18 protein-coding genes are annotated in these 17,301 nt (G+C 72.6%); 4 read left to right on the top strand and 14 right to left on the bottom strand.

Annotated features, from left to right (window positions below):
• Nucleotides 1-35: 35 nt before the first annotated feature.
• Nucleotides 36-2,219: a SpoIIE family protein phosphatase gene (locus tag ACGFN2_RS06955; RefSeq protein ID WP_393358138.1), complete on the bottom strand. Its 2,184-nt coding sequence runs from the start codon at nucleotides 2,217-2,219 to the stop codon at nucleotides 36-38.
• A 324-nt stretch (nucleotides 2,220-2,543) separates the two neighbouring features.
• Between ACGFN2_RS06955 and ACGFN2_RS06950 the strand changes: the two genes are divergently transcribed.
• Together ACGFN2_RS06950 and ACGFN2_RS06945 are read left to right on the top strand one after the other, a co-directional pair.
• Nucleotides 2,544-3,320: a GNAT family N-acetyltransferase gene (locus ACGFN2_RS06950; protein WP_362610134.1), complete on the top strand. Its 777-nt coding sequence runs from the start codon at nucleotides 2,544-2,546 to the stop codon at nucleotides 3,318-3,320.
• 139 nt (nucleotides 3,321-3,459) lie between these two features.
• Entirely contained in the window at nucleotides 3,460-5,424 is a 1,965-nt protein-coding gene (locus ACGFN2_RS06945) for an amino acid transporter (RefSeq protein ID WP_362610137.1), read from the top strand.
• A 40-nt stretch (nucleotides 5,425-5,464) separates the two neighbouring features.
• Here ACGFN2_RS06945 and ACGFN2_RS06940 read toward each other — a convergent pair whose 3' ends face one another.
• Together ACGFN2_RS06940 and ACGFN2_RS06935 are read right to left on the bottom strand one after the other, a co-directional pair.
• Entirely contained in the window at nucleotides 5,465-6,235 is a 771-nt protein-coding gene (locus ACGFN2_RS06940; RefSeq protein WP_393358135.1) for a (2Fe-2S)-binding protein, read from the bottom strand.
• Nucleotides 6,236-6,284: 49 nt separating this feature from the next.
• Nucleotides 6,285-7,136 (bottom strand): LysR family transcriptional regulator, encoded by an 852-nt coding sequence (locus ACGFN2_RS06935; protein ID WP_362610142.1) that lies wholly within the window; start codon nucleotides 7,134-7,136, stop codon nucleotides 6,285-6,287.
• An 82-nt stretch (nucleotides 7,137-7,218) separates the two neighbouring features.
• On the opposite strand from ACGFN2_RS06935, the gene ACGFN2_RS06930 reads away from it, so the two are divergent.
• On the top strand, nucleotides 7,219-8,223 hold the full coding sequence (locus tag ACGFN2_RS06930) for a DMT family transporter (protein WP_393358133.1): 1,005 nt from the start codon (nucleotides 7,219-7,221) through the stop codon (nucleotides 8,221-8,223).
• A gap of 148 nt (nucleotides 8,224-8,371) precedes the next feature.
• Nucleotides 8,372-9,487, top strand: coding sequence for a CapA family protein (locus ACGFN2_RS06925; RefSeq protein WP_393358131.1), 1,116 nt, complete (start codon nucleotides 8,372-8,374; stop codon nucleotides 9,485-9,487).
• A gap of 114 nt (nucleotides 9,488-9,601) precedes the next feature.
• Here ACGFN2_RS06925 and ACGFN2_RS06920 read toward each other — a convergent pair whose 3' ends face one another.
• From ACGFN2_RS06920 to ACGFN2_RS06870, 11 genes are all read right to left on the bottom strand, one after another.
• Nucleotides 9,602-11,305, bottom strand: coding sequence for a cholesterol oxidase substrate-binding domain-containing protein (locus ACGFN2_RS06920; RefSeq protein ID WP_362610148.1), 1,704 nt, complete (start codon nucleotides 11,303-11,305; stop codon nucleotides 9,602-9,604).
• A 184-nt stretch (nucleotides 11,306-11,489) separates the two neighbouring features.
• Nucleotides 11,490-11,915 carry a gas vesicle protein K gene (locus ACGFN2_RS06915; protein WP_393358129.1) on the bottom strand — a complete coding sequence of 142 codons (426 nt, stop codon included), beginning with the start codon at nucleotides 11,913-11,915 and terminating at the stop codon, nucleotides 11,490-11,492.
• Nucleotides 11,916-11,925: 10 nt separating this feature from the next.
• A complete protein-coding gene (locus ACGFN2_RS06910) occupies nucleotides 11,926-12,165 on the bottom strand; it encodes a gas vesicle protein (RefSeq protein WP_393358127.1) in 240 nt (79 codons plus the stop codon).
• Complete coding sequence (locus ACGFN2_RS06905; protein ID WP_393358125.1) at nucleotides 12,155-13,066, bottom strand: GvpL/GvpF family gas vesicle protein; 912 nt, start codon at nucleotides 13,064-13,066, stop codon at nucleotides 12,155-12,157. Before ACGFN2_RS06905 ends, ACGFN2_RS06910 begins: the two co-directional genes overlap by 11 nt.
• Nucleotides 13,063-13,488, bottom strand: coding sequence for a gas vesicle protein (locus ACGFN2_RS06900; protein WP_393358123.1), 426 nt, complete (start codon nucleotides 13,486-13,488; stop codon nucleotides 13,063-13,065). The genes ACGFN2_RS06905 and ACGFN2_RS06900 overlap by 4 nt, the downstream gene beginning before the upstream one ends.
• A 30-nt stretch (nucleotides 13,489-13,518) precedes the next feature.
• The gene (locus ACGFN2_RS06895; protein ID WP_393358121.1) at nucleotides 13,519-14,727 is read right to left on the bottom strand and encodes an SRPBCC family protein; all 1,209 of its coding nucleotides are present in this window, start codon (nucleotides 14,725-14,727) and stop codon (nucleotides 13,519-13,521) included.
• Nucleotides 14,720-15,352, bottom strand: a complete 633-nt coding sequence (locus ACGFN2_RS06890) for a hypothetical protein (protein ID WP_393358119.1) — start codon at nucleotides 15,350-15,352, stop codon at nucleotides 14,720-14,722. The genes ACGFN2_RS06895 and ACGFN2_RS06890 overlap by 8 nt, the downstream gene beginning before the upstream one ends.
• A 29-nt stretch (nucleotides 15,353-15,381) precedes the next feature.
• Nucleotides 15,382-15,639 carry a gas vesicle protein GvpG gene (locus ACGFN2_RS06885; RefSeq protein ID WP_393358117.1) on the bottom strand — a complete coding sequence of 86 codons (258 nt, stop codon included), beginning with the start codon at nucleotides 15,637-15,639 and terminating at the stop codon, nucleotides 15,382-15,384.
• Nucleotides 15,640-15,691: 52 nt separating this feature from the next.
• Nucleotides 15,692-16,402 (bottom strand): GvpL/GvpF family gas vesicle protein, encoded by a 711-nt coding sequence (locus ACGFN2_RS06880; protein WP_362615053.1) that lies wholly within the window; start codon nucleotides 16,400-16,402, stop codon nucleotides 15,692-15,694.
• 3 nt (nucleotides 16,403-16,405) lie between these two features.
• The gene (locus tag ACGFN2_RS06875) at nucleotides 16,406-16,846 is read right to left on the bottom strand and encodes a gas vesicle structural protein GvpA (protein ID WP_362615050.1); all 441 of its coding nucleotides are present in this window, start codon (nucleotides 16,844-16,846) and stop codon (nucleotides 16,406-16,408) included.
• Between the two features lie 80 nt (nucleotides 16,847-16,926).
• Nucleotides 16,927-17,235, bottom strand: a complete 309-nt coding sequence (locus ACGFN2_RS06870; RefSeq protein WP_362615047.1) for a gas vesicle protein — start codon at nucleotides 17,233-17,235, stop codon at nucleotides 16,927-16,929.
• Nucleotides 17,236-17,301: the final 66 nt, after the last annotated feature.

Here is a 17,301-nt window from a genome sequence, read left to right as displayed (position 1 = left end):
GGACCGGGCCGGGATGGCGCGGTGCGCCGTGGCGGTCAGGTGGCGGTGAGGACCAGGGCGGCCTGGTCGTCGGGGGTGGACCGGCCGGCGAAGGCGGTCACCGCGGCATGGATGGAGGCGATGAGCCCGGCGGCGTCGGGCGGTGCCCCGCGCGTCGGGCGGAGGGCGTCGGCCAGCCGGTGCTCGTCGAAGAACTCGCCGTCGGCGGAACGGGCCTCGGTGATGCCGTCGGTCACCAGGACCAGACTGTCGCCCGGAGGCAGCACGAGCCGGCACGGGGTGCCGTCGAACGCCGGGGCGACGCCCAGCAGCAGTCCGGACTGGGCGAGTTGCTCGATCGTGCCGTCGGCGCGGCGGACGAGCGGGGGCACATGGCCGGCGCGGATCAGGTCCACGGTGAGACCGGTCGAGGTGTGCCGCAGTTCGCCGTAGACGAGCGAGACGAAGACGTCCTCCTCGACGCAGTCACCGGTCAGCGCGTCGTTGATGGCGGCGACCACGGACACCGGGTCGTCCAGCAGCCGCGCGGCGGCCCGGGCGGTGTGGCGGACCATGCCGGTGGTGGTGGCGGCCCGTGCGCCGCGTCCGCAGACATCGCCGATCATGAACGCCCAGCGGTCGCCGGGGAGCGGGAAGACGTCGTAGAAGTCGCCGCCGACGTAGAGCCCTTCGCCGGCCGGGTGGTAGGACGCCGCCAGGTCGGCGCCGGGAATCCTGGGCAGTTCGGGAGGCAGCAGACCGGCCTGCAGATCGCGGGCCAGCTGGACGCGGTCGGAGAACTGGTGGGCGTTGTCGGCGCCGGCCGCGGCCCGGCTGGCCAGCTCCTCGGCCAGGGCGACGGTGTGGCCGTCCAGGGGCGGGCCGGTGGCCAGCAGGGTCAGCACCCCGAAGGTGCGGCCGCGAGCGCCCAGCGGTACGGAGACATAGCCGGTGACGCCGGGCAGCGCGGGGCGGCCCCCGCGGGCGACATCGGCGTGGTCCGTCTCCGTCCTGCCGGACGCCAGGACCCGGGCCACCGCCCGGCCGATCTCGCCGGGCATGCCCGGAGCGGCGAGCAGTTCCTCGTCGGCCGGGGTGGCGGCGGCCACGGCGATCCGCCGGGTCCCGCCGTCCTCCCGCACATGCACCGTGCACAGCGGCGCCAGGGTCGGCACGGTCAGCCGGGCCAGGCACTGGAGGCAGTCGGCGAAGTGCAGCTCGCGGGTGATGGCCGTGCTCGCCTCCAGCACGAAGGCCAGGTCGTCCCGGACCGCCTCCTCCCGCTCCTGGGCGGCGTGCCCCGCCTCCAGGGCCTGATGGCGCTCGATGGCCAGCGCGGCGATACGCGCGAACGCGCCGCTGAGGGCCATGTCCTTGTCGGTGGGGGCCTTCGGGGCGCGGTGGTAGATCGCGAAGGTGCCCAGCAGCCGGTCGTCCGTCCCCATGATCGGGGTGGACCAGCATGCCGCGAGTCCGGCCCGTGCGGCCACGTCGCGGTAGTCCCGCCAGCGGTCGTCGGTGGTGATATCGGTGACGATCACCGGCTCGCGGAGATGGGCGGCGGTACCGCAGGAGCCGACGTCCGGGCCGATGGCGATCCCGTCGATGGCGTCGTTGTAGAAGTCCGGCAGGCTCGGGCCGGTCCCGTGCAGCAGACGGGTGCCCCCGGGATCGGCGAGCAGCACCGAGACGATCAGGTCCGGTGACAGTTCCTCGATCGCCCGCGCCATGCCGGTCAGGCTGTCGCCCAGCGGGGCGTCGCTCGCGATCTGCTCCAGCAGGAGGCGCTGCTCGGCCGCGAGGAGCTGGGCGTGCTGGAACGCGGTGGTCTCCACCGCGATCACGACCACCCCGTCGACCTCGCCCAGGGCGTCCCGGCGGGGCTCGTAGGTGAAGTCGAAGAACCCCTCCCGCTGCGCCCCTGGCGGACCGAGCACCAGCCGGGCCCCGCGGGCCCGGTACGCGGTCCCGGTGCGGTACACCGTGTCGAGCCGGCCGAGGACGCCCTGCGGGACCAGCTCGGGGATCAACTCCCCGAGCGGCCGGCCGAAACGTCCGCAGTCGCCGCCGAAGGCCGCGAAGAACGCCGGATTCGCGGCCTCCAGCAGATGCTCCGGGCCGCTCAGCGCAGCGAAGATCACCGGTGCCTGCTCGAAGAGGTCCTCGTACTCCTCGCTCCGGCGGGGCGGGGACCTGGGATGCGCGCTGACCGCGCGGAGGCGATCCGGTGAAAGGGACATGGCCGCTCTTCCCGCACGCACCGATGCACGGTCCGTGCATCTCCCACTCTGGCACACCGCCCCGCGGACTCCGAGGCCACCGGAGCAACGGTCACCGAGCGGATCTGCCCGGCGACAGGGCGAGTCGAGGGGAGCCGGGACGGCGGGGCGGGCGGAGGGGCGCGCGGCGCGGAGGGGAGACGACACGGCGCACCGGACGAGGCGATCACGCCCGTATGTGATCTTTCCTCCCGTATCGTCCTGGCGATCGAGACGCCTCAGGAGCCGAGCGGGCGGCCCCGGCTCCGTGCGGGCGGCCGCCCGCGATCACCCCAAGGAACCGCAGTGATCGAACTCGCCCCGGACCAACTCCCGCCGCTCGCCCGCTGGTTCGCCGCCGGAGGACCGGGGACGGCGGCACTGGCCGAACATGTGCCGGTCTCCGGAACCGGCCGCTGGTGGGCCGACCGCGCGCACACGCCACGCGCCCTCGCCGTCGCCTGCGCCGGCCATGTGCTGCTCCGCGGCGACCCGGGCGCCCTGGCACCGGACGCCCTCACCGTCTTCGACGCGCACTACGTGCAGGCCCCCGCCCGCTTCCTGCCGGTCCTGGGCCGCACCTTCGACCGGCTCGTGCCGTGGGAGCGGATGCTCTATGTCCACCGGGTGCCGGTGGCGGCGCCGTGCCCGCCCGACGGCGTGACCCTGCGCCGCCTAGTGCCCGAGGACGCCCCGGCGCTGGCCGCCCTCGGTCCGGACGCCGGATGGCTGCACGCCAGCTGGGGCGGCCCGGCCGGTCTCGCCGCCTCCGGACGCGGCTGGGCGGCCGTCCGGCAGGACGAGATCCTCGCCGCCGCCTGTACGTACTTCCACGGCACCGCCTACGAGGACATCGCCTGCTACACCGGACACGCCCACCGCCGCCGGCGCCTCGCGCTGGCCTGTGTGACCGCCCTGTGCCAGGACGTCGCCGCGCGCGGCCGCACCCCCAGCTGGAGCTGCTCCCGCGACCACCGCCCCAGCCGGCTCCTCGCCTGGACCGCCGGCTTCCGCCTGGAGCGCGAGTACGTGCACTACCTCACCGGACAACCGGCGCGGCGCCGCGCCGGCTTCACCCTCTGATCACCCGGCTGCCGCCGCGGCGCCGGGACACGCGGCGCCGCACCACCGGACAACGCGGTGGCGGCGCCCGGACTCCGTACGCTGACCGGGCCGTCCCGTCGACGACGGGATGCTGTCCGCGGTACGACAGGAGCACACGATGGCCGCCACTGCCGGTCCTCCCTCCGGGGCCACCGCACGGCAGCGCCTGCGCGCCTGGATGCTGGAGGGCCTGGCCGACATGGCCAGGCATCAGAACGGGCCGCACGCCGGGCCGGTGAGCGCGCACCGGGGACAGCGGTGGTGGCGGGTGATGTGCCTGACCGGTGTGGACTACTTCTCCACCCTCGGCTACCAGCCGGGCATCGCCGCCCTGGCGGCCGGGCTGCTGTCACCGATCGCCACCATCGTCCTGGTCATCGTGACGCTCGCCGGAGCGCTGCCCGTCTACCGGCGGGTGGCGAAGGAGAGCCCGCACGGCCAGGGCTCGATCGCCATGCTGGAGCGGCTGCTGTCGTTCTGGCAGGGCAAGCTGTTCGTCCTGACCCTGCTGGGCTTCGCCGCCACCGACTTCCTCATCACCATCACCCTGTCGGCGGCCGACGCCGCGACCCACCTGGTCGAGAACCCGCACCTCACCAGCGCCCTGCACAACGGCCAGATGGTCATCACCCTCCTGCTGATCGCGCTGCTCGGTGCGGTGTTCCTCAAGGGCTTCCTGGAGGCGATCGGGGTGGCGGTCGTCCTCGTGGGGCTCTACCTCGCCCTGAACGTGGCCGTGGTCGTCGCCGGAGTGTGGCACGTGGTGACCGCGGCGCATGTCGTCCCCGACTGGTCGCACGCCCTGACCGCCGAGCACGGCAGCCCCCTGGCCATGATCGGGCTGGCCCTGCTGGTCTTCCCGAAGCTCGCGCTGGGCCTGTCCGGGTTCGAGACCGGGGTGGCGGTGATGCCGCACATCGAGGGCGACCCCGGCGACACCGAGGAACGCCCCACCGGGCGCATCCGGGGCGCCAAGAAGCTGCTCACCACCTCCGCCGTGATCATGAGCGTCTTCCTCATCGTCACCAGCTTCCTCACCACCGTGCTCATCCCGGAGCCGGCGTTCCAGCCCGGCGGACCGGCCAACGGCCGCGCCCTGGCCTATCTGGCCCATGAGTACCTGGGCTCGGCCTTCGGCACGGTCTACGACGCCTCCACCATCGCCATCCTCTGGTTCGCCGGCGCCTCGGCCATGGCCGGCCTGCTCAACCTGATGCCCCAGTACCTGCCGCGCTACGGCATGGCGCCGCACTGGGCGCGGGCGGTGCGCCCGATGGTGCTGGTCTTCACCCTGGTCGCCTTCCTGGTCACCTGGATCTTCAACGCCGACGTGGACGCCCAGGGCGGCGCCTACGCCACCGGCGTCCTGGTCCTGATCAGCTCCGCCGCGATCGCCGTGACCATCGCCGCCCGGCGGGCCCGTGAGCGCGGCTGGACCATCGGATTCGCCGTGATCTCCGTGGTGTTCCTCTACACCACCGTCGCGAACGTCATCGAGCGTCCCGACGGTGTGAAGATCGGTGCCTGCTTCATCGCCGGGATCATCCTGGTGTCCTTCCTCTCCCGCCTCGCCCGCGCCTTCGAACTGCGCGTCACCAGCGTCGTGCTCGACGAGATGGCCGAGCGGTTCATCCGCGACATCGCCCACCGCAAGATCCGCTTCATCGCCAACGAGCCCGACCGGCGCGACCTGGCCGAGTACCGCGACAAACTGGAACAGATCCGCACCGACAACGACCTCCCGGTCGACGACGACTTCATCTTCGTCGAGGTCACCGTCGGCGACCCGTCGGAGTTCGAGAGCGAACTGCGGGTCCGCGGCGAGGTCCTGCACGGCCGCTACCGGGTGCTCTGCCTGGACAGCTCCACCATCTCCAACGCACTCGCCGCGCTGCTGCTGCACGCACGGGACCTGACCGGAGCCCGGCCGCACATCTACTTCGAGTGGACCGAGGGCAGCCCCTTCGCCCAGTTCCTCCGCTTCTTCCTCTTCGGCCAGGGCGAGGTCGCCCCCGTCACCCGCGAAGTCCTCCGCGAGGCCGAACCGGACCGCGCCCGCCGCCCCGGCGTCCACGTGGGCTGAAGGCTGACGGAGCGTACCCTCGCGGAGCCTGCCGTAGACCCTATGGGCGCGCCGTCGTCCGGCCGTGGCGCAGGACGCAGTCGCCGCACAGCGCGCCCGCGCCACCCGGTGCGGCCCGGTAGATCAGGCAGCAACTCCGGCGGGTGAAGTGGCCGTTGCGGGGGTGCAGGGTGTACGTGCCGCGCAGTGGGGGCCGTTGGAGGAAGGCCAGGGCCGCGGCGCGTACGGGCCGGGCCAGGGGCGGGGACGCCGCGGTGATGCCGGTGACCGCGCCGTTCACGGCCGAGGCCACGTTGCCCCACAGGATGTGCCGGGACACCGAGAAGGGGGCGAAGGCGTCCACCAGGTCGCGGAGCGGTCCGTCCAGCAGGTCGTCGGCGAGGGTGCTGACCGGCCGGGTGTCACCGGCGGCGGCCGGGGTCACCGCCTCCCGGGGCAGTGACAGCCGGAACGCCCCGCCGAGGGCGGAACCCCACCGCAGGTCGCCGAGCGCGAGCGGCCGGGACGGCAGGCCGTGCAGCGCGGCCAGGCCGAGGAAGGGGGAGAGCACTCGGGCCACCAGGCCGAGATGCGCCACCGAGGCCGCCACCCGGAGTTCAACGGCCTCGGGCGGTCCGCCGCCGGTGGCCGCGAGGGAGGCCCGCACCGCGGCGACCCGCTCGCGGAGCACGCCGCTTCCTTCCTCCGCCACCTCGCTCAACGGGTGCCAGGGCGCGCCGAGTCCGGACCCCTCGGCATGTGTCTCGAAGGCACAGAAGGGCCCGAGAGCCGCCAGCCGGAGCGACGACGCGGCAGGGGGTTCTTCCGTCATGTGATGCGGTCCGATTCCTCGAAGGGGCGGTGGCAGGGAGGGCGGTCGGTCACTTGCGCTGTTGGTAGAGGTCGGTCAGCAGGGCGACGGCGGCATCGGTCGCCGGGTGCGGATCATGGCGCCGCCAGAGGAGACGCACCGCGACCGGCGCGGCGTCCCGCAGCCGCCGGAAGACGATGCCGTCGCGCCGGTACTGGTTGGCGGTGCTCTCCGGGGTGATGCCGACGCTGCGGCCGGTGGCGATCTCCGCGAGCCAGTCGTCGATGTCCTGGGTGTACTCGACCACCGGACGCGCCTCGGGGGGCCACAGATCGGCGGTGGTGGTGCCGGTGCGCCGGTCGATGAGCAGGGTGCGGGTACGGATGTCGGCCAGGGGGATGGCGCGGCGGGTGGCCCACGGGTCGTCGGCGGCCATGGCGCAGTAGCGGCGTTCCCGGCCGACGACGGCGCCGGCGAAGCGCGCGTCGTCGAAGGCCGTACGAACCACGGCGAGGTCGCACAGCCCCTCCGCCAGACCACCCGTGGCGGAGTTGGTGCGGACCAGATGCAGCTCGATGCCGGGGTGGCGGGCCGCCCAGCGGCGCTGGTACTCGGCGGTGTGCCGGCCCATGGCCGACCAGGCGTGGCCGATGCGCAGCCGGGTGTGGCCGGTGGTGGCCTCGCGGATGAGGGTGTCGGCCTCGGCCAGCACCTTCCGGGCCCGCGCCAGCACCTGAACACCCGCTGTGGTGGGCAGCACGCTTCTGCTCGTGCGGTGCAACAGCCGTACGCCGAGGGAGTCCTCCAGCGAACCGAGCGTCCGGGACACCGCCGCCTGCGAGATCCCGAGATCGATCGCGGCGTCGGTGAAGCCACCGGCATCGACGATCGCCACCAGGCAGCGCAGATGTCGCAGTTCCATCCCCACATCCATAACCACAGCGCATTGATGAGTACGGGCATGCATTTTAGGGAGGGCCGCCCGGGGGCGGATGCTGCGGGGCATGACACGAAGCACGCAGGGGCTGCCGCGGCCCGGGGCCGCCGGTGGGGGAGCGAGGGCCGGCTCGGGCCGGTCGGCGGGCGTGGCGATGATGTGCGGCAGCGGACTCGCCAACCAGACGGGCGCCGCGACGGGCGCGCTGGCCTTTCCGGAGATCGGACCGGCCGGGGTGGTGGCCGTACGGCAGTGGGTGGCCGGGCTCGTCCTGCTGGCGGTGGGCCGGCCCCGGCTGCGCGCCTTCACCTGGCGGCAGTGGTGGCCGGTGCTGTGCCTGGCGATGGTGTTCGCCACCATGAACCTCTCCCTCTACACGGCCATCGACCGCATCGGCCTGGGGCTGGCGGTGACCCTGGAGTTCCTCGGTCCGCTGGCCGTGGCCCTGGCCGCCTCCCGCCGCCTGGTGGACCTGCTGTGCGCCCTGGTCGCCGGGGCGGCGGTCGTGGTCCTGACCCGCCCCCAGCCGACCACCGACTACGCGGGCCTCGCCCTCGGCCTGGTCGCCGCCGTGTGCTGGGCGTCCTACATCCTGCTCAACCGCCTGGTCGGCGCCCGGCTGCCCGGCGTCGAGGGGTCGGCAGCGGCCGCCGGTGTCTCCGCCCTGCTCTACCTGCCCGTCGGGATCACCGTGCTCGCCCACCACCCGCCGACCGTGCGCACCCTGGGGTACGCGGCCGCCGCGGGCGTCCTCTCCTCGGCCGTGCCGTTCCTCGCCGACCTGCTCGCCCTGCGCCGGGTCCCCGCACGGTTCTTCGGGATCTTCATGAGCGTCAACCCCGTCCTCGCTGCGCTGGTCGGCCTGGTCGTCCTGGACCAGACGCTGCGGGGGATCGAGTGGCTGGCCGTCGCCGCGATCGTGCTCGCCAACGCCGTCAGCATCCTGGCCGGTCCCCGCCCGGCGCCCCCGCCCCCGCTGCGTGGTGGCGCCCCCGCCCCGGTGACGCTCCCCGGGGCCGCGGCGGACTCCGCGCCGCCGCCCGGCCAGCCGGTGCGGGCCGAGGCCTGCTGAGCCACCCCACCCGTACGCCGGTGCCGACGCGGCTCAGAGCGTGCGGGGGGCGGGAACGGCGCCGCCGGGCCGGGGCTTCGCAGCGCCGTGGGAGCGGCAGTGGCCCGTCCGCCGCGAAACCTCGGGGCACCGGCTCTAACCTGGGGGAATGGGCAGCGACTTGCTCACACTGTTCCTCTGCGGCGACGTCATGCTCGGCCGCGGAGTCGACCAGATCCTGCCGCACCCAGGAGATCCGGAGCTGCGGGAGGGATACCTCCGGGACGCCCGCGCCTACGTCGAGCTGGCGGCCGCGCGGAACGGGCCCGTCCCGTGCCCGGCCGGTTTCCCCTGGCCGTGGGGCGAGGCGCTGGAGGTGCTCGACGACGCGGCGCCCGCCGCCCGGGTGCTGAACCTGGAGACCAGCATCACGCGGTACCCCGGATTCGCCCCCGAGAAGGAGATCCACTACCGGATGAACCCGGCGAACCTGCCCTGTCTGGCCGCCGCCCGCCCCGACGTCTGCGTACTGGCCAACAACCACGTCCTGGACTTCGGCCGCCAGGGCCTTGCGGACACCCTGGACGTGCTGGCGGGCGCGGGGCTGCCCACGGCGGGGGCGGGGGCGGACCAGGAGGCGGCGCAACGTCCGGCGGTCGTCCCCGTCGCGGACGGCGGCCGGATCTTGGTCTTCTCGTTCGGGATGCCCTCCAGCGGCATCCCGCGGGCCTGGGCGGCGGGCGAGGGCCGCTCCGGGGTCGACTTCGTGGCCGGGCCCTCACCGGCCGCCGCGGGCGAGATCACCAGGCGGGTACGACAGCTGAAACGGCCGGGGGACCTCGCCGTCGCCTCCGTCCACTGGGGCGCCAACTGGGGCTACCACGTGTCCCGTGACGAGGCCGCCTTCGCCCATGCCCTCCTGGAGGGCGGAGTGGACGTCTTCCACGGCCACTCCTCGCACCACCCCCGCGCCCTGGAGGCGTACCGGGGAAAGCTCGTGATCCACGGGTGCGGCGACTTCATCGATGACTACGAGGGCATCACCGGCTACGAGGCGTACCGGGACGACCTGCGGCTGCTCTTCCTCGTCATGGTGGCCCCGGACACCGGCCGGCTCCACGAGGTGCGGATCGTTGCGCTGCAGGCCTGGCGCATGCGGCTGCGGCATGCCTCACGCCAGGACTCCCACTGGCTCCAAGGCCTCCTCGACCGGATCGCCGCCGGCTTCCGGCCCTGCCTCGCCACCGAGCCGGAGGGGACGCTCGTCCTCCGGCCGTCTCCCTGACACCGGCTCCCGCGGTCCGCCGTGCTGACGACCGGTGCCGGCGACCGGTGGTGACACACGTGCCGGGTGACGCCCGAAGGGGACGCGCGGTATTCCGTGCGTCCCCGGGGGAGGTCAGGGCAGCAGGGTGTCGAGGAACGTATTGGAGAACACCCTCGCCGGGTCATAGGAGTTCAGGATGTCCCGGGCGGTGCGCCAGCCCTCGAAGGCGGCCGGGACGCTGCCGCCCAGGGTGGCGGAGTCCTGCCACGGGCCACTGTCCGTATAGGCCCAGCCCTTGGACCACTCGGGACGCACGGTCGCATACGAGCCGGTGTAGGTCTGCCAGATCCACTGCTCCAGTTCACGGAAGAACGGGGCGGCGCCCGGCGTCCCGGGATACGTGGCGAAGTCCAGCCACACCACGGTGTCCCACTCCGGCCGGTCCGGACGTGCCCGCGCCGGGGACAGCAGGGGGCCGTCGAGCGGGTCCGTGCCGGTGATACGCAGTTCGATCGGCCCGTTCACCGGATAGGAGCCGCGGGCCTGATGGGCCGAGAGCACCTGCTGGTAGCGCGAGTAGAAGTCACTCACCACGCGCTGTACGTTCGCCCGCGAGGTCAGCACCGCCCACCCCGCCTCCACGATCCGCAGCGTCGTGGGCTCGACGTACAGCAGGGTGTTCTTCGACCAGCCCCAGACATCCCAGGTACCGGTGACGATCAGACCGGAGCCGACGATGGACATGGCGAGCTTGGCGAAGGCGGGCGTCTTGTCGCCCCCGCCCGCGGCGATCTCCCCGAGCAGCCGGGACATCTCCTCGGTGACCCGGTTGGCGAAGGTGTAGGCGTACGGGCCGTCGATCTGCCGGGCGAACAGCGGCTTGGCGGGTGCCAGGCTCCACACCTTGAGCCACGGCACATCGGTGAACGGGAACCAGATCGCCTCGATGCGCCCGGTGCGGTCCAGGTAGGAGCTGATCGTGCGGCCGCCCGTACCGGGCGGGCCGAAGACCGTGCCCACGTTCACGTCGTACCAGTTCTGGCAGCGTATCCGGGTGTTGGCCGCCGCGGTCATGGTCACCTCGGTGACGAACGCGCGGCCCAGGTGGACGAGGAAGGCCCGGATGTCCGGGTCGGAGCGGGAGAACGTCCGGAGCACATAGCGCCCTTCCGCCGCGCTCCAGACCACCGCGGTGAGCGAGGTGACCAGCGAACTCAGGGTGCCGAATCCGGAGCCGGGGGGAGGGTTCTCGGTGGCGGTGGGCACCCCGGTGCCATGGCCGCCGATGGCGAGCACCCCGCCGATGGTGAGGTCACCGGGCGCTGTCGTGGTGGCGAGGCCCAGCCCCGCCTCCTCCAGGCGGGCGAGGATGCGGTCGAGGGTCGCCCCCGCCTGCGCGGTGACGCTCCCCGGATTGCCGCCGCGCACACTGACCGCCGTGAGATGGGAGGTGGTGTCGACGATGACCGTGCGGGTGGTGTCGGCCCCGGCGGGCACCACCAGCGGCGACCAGGTGTGGCCCTTGCCCCGGGCCCGCAGCCGGTAGCCGTGCTGATGGGCCCAGTTGGCGAGGGCGACCACGTCGTCGGGTGTACGGGCCGACGCCGTCCAGACGTCCTCGACGACGATCTCCAGGGACCAGTTCCGGAAGGCCTGCTGGGAGAGCGGAATGCCGGCGGGAAAGTCGGGTGGCGGGGTGAGAGTGGCCGCGGCGCTGTCCGCGGGGATGCGGTATGCGGGTTGCAGCCCGGCCGCCGCCGCGAGTCCCGCTGCGGCGGCCCCGGTCAGTAACGCGCGGCGGGTGAGGGAGGTTCTGCGAGCGCTGTCGTCGGACATGGCTGTCCTTCCGGCACGCGGCGCGCCGCCCCGTTGCACCGCGCACGGGTCGAAGGGGTGAGACCGTACGAGCGCCCCGGTGCGGTGGGGGTGTGCCGGAAGAGTAGGGTGACGGTTCGTCAGTTGCAATGCCCGTGCGGCGGCCGGGCGGTGAAAGCCCGCTACTGCCGCCGGGCCTCGCGGATCAGCCGGCGTCGTGGCGGGGCAGCAGCGAGCCCAGTGGACCGAGATCGAGATTCAGGTCCCGCATCGTGAGCCCGTAGCGCGCGCAGAGTTCGGTCATCCGGTCCTGGAGAATCATCAGCGTCAGCCCGACCCGTTCCTCCTGTTCCTCGCTCAGGTCTCCCTGGTCGACGCGGTGCACCGCGGTCCGCTCCATGAGCTGCCGCAGCAGCTCCACGATCGTCAGCACCAGCTTGATGAGATCGCGTTCCACCGTCTCCGGATCGGTCCGCAGCCGTTGGGCGAGAGCGCTGCCCTGCCCCTGCTCCTGCCCCTGTCCTTGCGCCGGCTCATCGGCCGGGGTCGGCGTCAGGTCGAAGGCGCGGGCCGCGGCCCGCGCCACCTCCGCGAAGGCCGGCTCCACGGGGGCGGCCGGTTCATGCGTCATGGGTATCCCTTCACCACGGTGCCGGACCGTCGGCGGTGATCGAGCGGATGACGGCCCGCAGATTGATATGCACCAGGTCCACATCGGCGATCGACAGCACCACGTCTCCGGTGAGCACCGCGCCCCCGTTCAGCAGCCGGTCCAAGAGGTCGATGAGCGCGATCTGACGCCCGGCGAGCGACTCCTCGGCGGAGGAGTCGTCCGGGTAGGCGCCCCCGGCACCCGCGGCCTCGTACAGGTCACCCGTCATCGCGCGCTCCGGCTCCCGTGGGCGGCGTCGCGAAGGAGTACGGGGCCCACGGCCCGGTGACCTCGACGCGTACGCCGGGGGCCCCGTCGGTCAGCCGCGCCAGCGCCCGGTGGAACTCCCGGATGCGGTCCGCGGGCACCAGATAGGCCTCATTGGCGATGTTCTCCCCGGCGCCGGACGCCAGCTCACCCTGCTGCGGGCGATGGACCACCAGGTCCCGGGCCAGCGCGGTGGCCCGGGAGCGCACCTCCTCGGCCACGGCGCCCGCCGCACGGTAGGCATCGCGCTGCGTCCGGCGCTGGGCCCGGCGCCGCTGCAAGTAGGCCCGGCCGGGGCTGACCGCGGACGCGGCGGGGTCCGGGCCCCCGGCGGCGGGAGGCGGGTCCGCTGCCGGGGCATGCGGGTCCGCGTACACCTTCACGCCCAGCTCGGCATGGCCTTCGAGCCGGGAGAGCAGCGCGGCGAACTCCGCCCCGCGCGCCCGCAGCACCGCCCGCACCCGGTCATCGTCCAGATACACGGTGGCCAGCCGCATCGGCAGCACCGTCCCGGCCCGGTGGGCGCCCTCGACGACCGCGTGGTGGGTGCGTGCGATCTCCTCCAGCTCCGTCAGGTTCTCCAGCTGCGCCTTCATGCCCTCCGTGCTGAAGTCGTTGGCCGGGACGGAGGAGACGAGCGCGGTGAGGCGGCCGGCGGTGACCGTCCGCAGGCGCCCGGACCGCAGCCCGGTGAGCCGGGGCGCCGTCGCGTCGAGAGCGCTGTCCGCCCGGCCGATGGCGTAGACGTACGAACTCCGGGGCCGGCCGGAACCCACCGGCCCGGTGGGGCGGGGGAGCGGCTGCCGCGGCGATGCGGCGGTCTCCGCTGCTCCCTCCTGGTGGCCGTGCACTGCTCCCCTCACTGCTCCTCCTCCTGCTCCGTCCGCTGCCCGCCGGTTTTCTGGGACGCGCCGATCGCCGCCCGCAGCTCGGCGAGTTCGGCACGCAGCCGCTGGTTCTCCTCGGCCACGGCGTCGTGGCCGGCCTGTGGCGGGTGCCCGGCGGACACCTGCTGCGGCGGGCGGGCACGGGACGAGAGCGAGGGGTCGTGCTCCCACCAGTCGATGCCCATCTCCTTGGCCTTGTCCACGGAGGCGACGAGCAGCCGGAGTTTGATGGTCAGCAGCTCGATGTCGAGCAGATTGATCTGGATGTCGCCCGCGATCACCACGCCCTTGTCGAGGACGCGTTCCAGGATGTCGGCCAGGTTGGCGGAAGAGCCTTGCCCGCCGTAGGGGGACGGACCGGAGGACGGCCCCATACGGGCGGCCAGTGAATCGGACATGATCAGCCTCGTCTGTGCGGTCGGGGCGGGTCAGCGGACGGCGGCGGTACGGCGGCGGCGCCGGGAGGGCGGCGCCGGCTCGTCCTCGTCCTCGTCCTCGTCGTCGTCCTCGTCGTAGGTGTCGCCCTCGTCCGGAGGGAGGTCGTCGTCCTCGTCGACGGGCTCCACGAACGCCACCTCGTCGTCCACGAGGTCCTCTTCGTCGTCGAGCGGCTCGTCGAGGTCTTCCTCCTCGTCGACGGCCTCGTCGAGATCGTCATCGCCGTCCCCGGCCGCGAACTCGTCCTCGTCGGCGAGGTCTTCGGGCTCGGCACCCTCGTCGTCGGCTTCCTCGTCCGCACCGGCCTCGGCATGCGCTGCCTCGTCCCGCTCTGCCTCGTCCTGGTCCGTCTCGTCCTGCTCCGCCTCGACGGCCTCGGCGTGCTCGACCACGACCTCGCCGTCCCGGATCTCGCCCCGCCAGCCGTCGGTGGCCTCGCCGCGCAGCATGATGAACTTGCGGTAGAGCTTGAGGTCCAGACGGGCCCGGCGGCCCTGGGCGCGCCAGATGTTGCCGGTCTTCTCGAACAGCCCCTTGGGGAAGTACTCCAGAACCAGCAGCACCCGCGTCAGGTTGTCGGTCAGGCGGTGAAAGGTCACCACACCTTTGACGGTGCCCTTCGCGCCCTCGGTGGTCCAGGTGATGCGCTCGTCGGGCACCTGCTCCGTGACATTGGCCCGCCAACTGCGGGTGGACTTGGCGACTTTCACCTTCCAGTTGCTGGTGGTGTCATCGGACCTGTCGACACTGACGACGCCCTTGGCGAAGGTGCTGAACTCCTGGAACTGCGTCCACTGGTCGTACGCCTCGCGTACGGGCACGCCCACATCGATGTCCTCGACGATGGTCACGCTCTTGGACTTCCCGCCGCCGCCCTTGCGGCCCTTGCCGAACAGTCCCTTGACCTTGTCCTTGACGGTGTCCTTGAGATGGGCGGCGCCGGCGCTCAGCGCCGCCCGCTGCGGCGACTCGCCCGAGGCGAGAGCCGCACCGCCCTTCTTCAGGCTGCCCACCAGGTTCCCGGTGCCCCGGCCAGGCTCGGCGAGCCGGCCGACGCCCTCGCCCAGCTTGTGGCCGAGCGTGGTGACGGCGTGCTGTGCCCGCGCCTGGAGGTACTGCTGCACCTCCTCCTTGAGGTGTTCGGCCGCCGGGCTCTTGGTGACCTCGTGTGTCACCTTGCGGAGAGTGGACTCAGCCATGGCTGCCTCCACGGTCGGCGGCCGTGCGCGCGGCACCCGACGCCTTCTTACGGGCTCCGGCGGCGGCCTTCCGCCCGGAGGTGGTGGCCGGTCGCGCCCGGGACGAGGCGGCAGCGCCCTTGCCCGATGCCTTCGATGTTTTCGCTGCACCTGACGTGCTCGACGTGCTGGACCTGCTTGTGGCGGAGCGCCGCGCGGTGGTGGACCGCCCGCCCTCGCCCGACTTCTTGGCGGGCTTCGCGGGCGCCGTCTCCTCCTCGTCGTGCTCGTCGTCCCCGGTCCGCCCGCCCCCGCCGGTCGTGTCCCGGGTGTCGTCACCGGTCGCGCCCCGGCCCTCGTCGAGGGCCGCGGTCCGCTCGTGCAGGGTGTCGGCGAGGCCGGACATCCGCTGGGTGAGCGCGGTGCCGGCCGCCGCCTTCGTGGCGTCCACCAGCTCCTTGCGCACCTGGTCGTTGAGGGGGCCCAGAAGCGGCGAGTTGGCCACCAGCGCGCCCAGCTGCCTCGCATCCAGGTTCAGCTTCCGGCCGGCCAGGAACATGCCCAGGCCGATGGCCAGCTTCGCCTTCTTCGTGCGCCCCAGGAGGTAGCCCCCGACCAGGGCCACCCCGATCTTGGCGTTGCTCATCATCTGTCGTACACCTCAATCTCCCCTGATCAGGAGTCGGTACGGAGTCGTCGTTGCTGGGCTTCCCGCCACTCCAGCAGGTCCAGCAGCTCGTCCTCGCGACGGTCGAACTCGTCGGGGCCGATGATGCCGTCCAGCAACTGCTGTTCCAGCGCGGCCAGTTCCTCCCGGACCGGCGCCGGGTCGTAGTACTCGCGCTCGGCGGTGAGCAGCACGTGGTCCAGCACCCAGACCGTGCCCCGCACCGGGGCCACCGGCAGGGTCAGGAGCTGTGTGAGGAGGCCCATGGCCCGTTCTCCCCTCTGCGGTCCCGCGCATCGGCGGCCGGCCGCATCGCGCTCAGACGAAGCTGTACGGCGGCAGCGGGCCGTGCAGGCTGAAGGTGTAGGAGTCGCCGAGCCGTTCGGCTTCCGCATGGACCGCCTCCGCGAAGGCCGCGGCGTTCGTCCTCTCGACGAGGAAGGAGACGGTGAGGAAGTGCTGCTTCGTCGGCGTGGATTCCGCGGTGCGCACCACGGCCCGGCCGAGCCGGGCCACGATGTCCGACCGGCCCTGTTCCTGCCGGGTCTGCACCTCCTGCGCGATCAGCTCGCCGAGCGCCATCTTGTCGTGCGCGCCGGGGTTCTGCCGGGTGTGGTCGTTCATCCGCCGGACCTCGGCGGACTCCCGCATGATCTCCCGCAGCAGATCGTCCTCGTCGCGCGCCACCTTGAGGTGGTACTCACGGCAGCCGTCGGTCTCGGCGAGCCGCCGGAGATAGCTGTCGCGGTCCTGCTCCAGCGCGGCGGTCACCTCCGCGTCATCGGCACCGACCAGACCGAAGCGCATCGGCAGGACGGCGCCGTCGGCCAACAGCCTTTCCTGGACGCCCTGGTGGGCCGCCACATCACGGCGCTTGGCCCGGAGCCCCGGCGGTGCGTCGCTGACCACCGCGCACAGGTCCTTGGTGCTGACGGTGCGCAGCTGCGCCGCGGGGTCGCCGACCCCGCCGAGGCCGGACAGCCGTAAGGGGTGGCCGGCCGCGGTGATGGCGTAGAGATAGGTGCCCATGATTCAGTCCTCCCGGCGGCGCGCGGTACGGCGGTTTCCGGTCGAGGAGGATTTGCGGGCCGGGCGTTCTTCCTCTTCGGCGGAGTCCTCCTGGCCCTTTTGCAGGGATTCGCTGAATGCCTCAACGGCACCGGTCAGCGCCCCTTTTGACTTTCCTTTGGCGCCGCTCTCGGTCGCCTCCCCGACCAGATCGGTGAGCTGGCTGGGTGCCTTGCGGCCGGATTCCAGATCGAGTCGGTTGCACGCCTCGGCGAAACGCAGATAGGTGTCCACGCTCGCGACGACGACACGCACATCGATCTTGAGGATTTCGATGCCGACGAGGGAGACCCGCACAAAGGCGTCGATCACCAGCCCTCGGTCGAGGATCAGTTCGAGAACGTCATAGAGATTTCCCGAACCACTTCCGCTGGTCGCTGTGCTGGATTGCTGAACGGCAGTCACGGTCGATCGTCCCTTCCCAGTTCACTGGAGCGGGTCATGGCGCCGTGTGCGGTCGTGGGGGCGGCCGGGTGCCGGACGGCCTATCGGTCGATCTGGCCCCGCCCGTAGCGGCGGGTCCGTTCGTATCCCACGAGTTGGCCCTGTTCGTCGAGGTGGACGCGGTAGGACGCCATCACGCTCGCGGTGTCCGGCACCCTTTCGATCTCCACCACTTCCACGTTCGCCTGCCAGCCGCCGTCGGTGGGCTTGAGCGCCGACACCGAGCCGGGCTCGCATTGCAGCAGTTGTGCAAGTTGCCCGGAGGCGTGGCGTATTGCCGTGGCGGCGGCGATCCGCTTCGGTCCGTCGCCGTGCGCTTTCTCGCGTTCCGTGTTTTCCTCGGTCGCCATGATCCCGCCTGTCAGTGCGTCGTAGGACTTCTGTTCGCAGTACGGAGGCCGCTGGCGGCGGTAGAA

Origin of the sequence: Streptomyces sp. NPDC048612 (assembly GCF_043199295.1) — a bacterium.
Taxonomy (GTDB): domain Bacteria; phylum Actinomycetota; class Actinomycetes; order Streptomycetales; family Streptomycetaceae; genus Streptomyces.
Note: the sequence above shows the minus strand (reverse complement) of the source record. Positions and strands in the feature narration are given on the sequence as shown.

What these genes read in the sequence shown, in the direction of transcription:
- ACGFN2_RS06955 (WP_393358138.1), bottom strand. Translation starts at nt 2,219, where the DNA reads ATGTCCCTTTCACCGGATCGCCTCCGCGCGGTCAGCGCGCATCCCAGG.
- ACGFN2_RS06945 (WP_362610137.1), top strand. Translation starts at nt 3,460, where the DNA reads ATGGCCGCCACTGCCGGTCCTCCCTCCGGGGCCACCGCACGGCAGCGC.
- ACGFN2_RS06940 (WP_393358135.1), bottom strand. Translation starts at nt 6,235, where the DNA reads ATGACGGAAGAACCCCCTGCCGCGTCGTCGCTCCGGCTGGCGGCTCTC.
- ACGFN2_RS06935 (WP_362610142.1), bottom strand. Translation starts at nt 7,136, where the DNA reads ATGGAACTGCGACATCTGCGCTGCCTGGTGGCGATCGTCGATGCCGGT.
- ACGFN2_RS06930 (WP_393358133.1), top strand. Translation starts at nt 7,219, where the DNA reads ATGACACGAAGCACGCAGGGGCTGCCGCGGCCCGGGGCCGCCGGTGGG.
- ACGFN2_RS06925 (WP_393358131.1), top strand. Translation starts at nt 8,372, where the DNA reads ATGGGCAGCGACTTGCTCACACTGTTCCTCTGCGGCGACGTCATGCTC.
- ACGFN2_RS06920 (WP_362610148.1), bottom strand. Translation starts at nt 11,305, where the DNA reads ATGTCCGACGACAGCGCTCGCAGAACCTCCCTCACCCGCCGCGCGTTA.
- ACGFN2_RS06915 (WP_393358129.1), bottom strand. Translation starts at nt 11,915, where the DNA reads ATGACGCATGAACCGGCCGCCCCCGTGGAGCCGGCCTTCGCGGAGGTG.
- ACGFN2_RS06910 (WP_393358127.1), bottom strand. Translation starts at nt 12,165, where the DNA reads ATGACGGGTGACCTGTACGAGGCCGCGGGTGCCGGGGGCGCCTACCCG.
- ACGFN2_RS06900 (WP_393358123.1), bottom strand. Translation starts at nt 13,488, where the DNA reads ATGTCCGATTCACTGGCCGCCCGTATGGGGCCGTCCTCCGGTCCGTCC.
- ACGFN2_RS06895 (WP_393358121.1), bottom strand. Translation starts at nt 14,727, where the DNA reads ATGGCTGAGTCCACTCTCCGCAAGGTGACACACGAGGTCACCAAGAGC.
- ACGFN2_RS06890 (WP_393358119.1), bottom strand. Translation starts at nt 15,352, where the DNA reads ATGAGCAACGCCAAGATCGGGGTGGCCCTGGTCGGGGGCTACCTCCTG.
- ACGFN2_RS06885 (WP_393358117.1), bottom strand. Translation starts at nt 15,639, where the DNA reads ATGGGCCTCCTCACACAGCTCCTGACCCTGCCGGTGGCCCCGGTGCGG.
- ACGFN2_RS06880 (WP_362615053.1), bottom strand. Translation starts at nt 16,402, where the DNA reads ATGGGCACCTATCTCTACGCCATCACCGCGGCCGGCCACCCCTTACGG.
- ACGFN2_RS06870 (WP_362615047.1), bottom strand. Translation starts at nt 17,235, where the DNA reads ATGGCGACCGAGGAAAACACGGAACGCGAGAAAGCGCACGGCGACGGA.